Source organism: Mesorhizobium sp. M1329, assembly GCF_040318035.1.
Classification (GTDB): domain Bacteria; phylum Pseudomonadota; class Alphaproteobacteria; order Rhizobiales; family Rhizobiaceae; genus Mesorhizobium.
In genome coordinates this window covers 1-1053 of sequence record NZ_JAMYLN010000090.1, presented here as the reverse complement: position 1 = coordinate 1053, position 1053 = coordinate 1, and the positions used below count along the sequence as shown (strand labels likewise).

General features: G+C 58.0%; 1 protein-coding gene. It reads right to left on the bottom strand.

The genetic code is table 11. The annotated features are described in order from the left end of the window. Complete coding sequence (locus NKH21_RS32685) at positions 1–993, bottom strand: IS481 family transposase (RefSeq protein WP_352870025.1); 993 nt, start codon at positions 991–993, stop codon at positions 1–3. Between the last annotated feature and the right edge of the window lie 60 nt (positions 994–1053).

The following is a 1053-nucleotide window of genomic DNA, read 5'->3' as shown; positions in this document are numbered from 1 at the left end:
CTAGATGTTTAGTCCCGGCATTTGCTGGAGCGGATTGAGAGTGAAGCGCTCGGGCTGGGAAGCCCATGCCTTGCAGATGAACTCGTAGGGCGTGAGGCCCTTGAGGGTCTTCAGCCTGCGGCCGAAATTGTAGGCCGCGACGAAGTCGGCAAGATGCCGACGCAGTTGGTCGTGATCGTCGTAATGGAAGCGCTTGACGGTTGCGTCCTTGATGGTCCGGTTCATTCTCTCGACTTGACCGTTGGTCCAGGGGTGCTTTGGCTTTGTGGTTCGATGTTCGATATCGTTCTTGGCACAGGCGTATTCGAAGGCATGAGCCCGGAATATCTCGCCATTTGCGATTGCCTCCTTGATCAGCGGAACGGCCGAACCGCCAGCGCCTGGCGTGGTGAACTGGATGCCGTTGTCGGTGAGAACGGTATGGATCCTGTAGGGGACGGCCGCGATCAGGCGTAGCAGAAACTCTTTGGAAATGGCTGTCGGAGCCTTCTCGTGCAGTTCGACGAAGGCGAACTTCGAGGTTCGGTCGATGGCGACGAACATGTGAAGCTTGCCCTGTTCGGTTCGAACCTCCGCGATATCAATGTGGAAGAAGCCGATCGGATAGGCCTTGAACTTCTTCTTCGCCGGCTTGTCGCCCTCGACATCCGGCAATCGGCCGATGCCGTGGCGCTGCAGACAGCGGTGCAATGAAGAGCGCGTCAGATGCGGGATCGTCGGCTGCAACGCGTAGAGGCAATCGTCGAGCGGCAGCAGCGTGTAGCGGCGGAAGGCCACAATAACGGCCTCTTCTTCGGCAGACAGAACCGTCGATCTCGGCTCCCTGGGGCCGGTGGGCAGATCGGCGGTCGAACTTCGCTTCTTCCACTTCGCGACCGTCTTGGGGTTGATGCCATAGCGCTTCGAAAGCGACCTCAGGCTCGCTTCACTATGTTGTATCGCTCGACGGATCGCCTCTGTCGTTGTGGCGCTCCCATGCAGAACCTGGCCCATAGTGCATCCTTTGATTCGGACGACAATGATGAACCATCAAAGCCTGGGATCAAACATCTA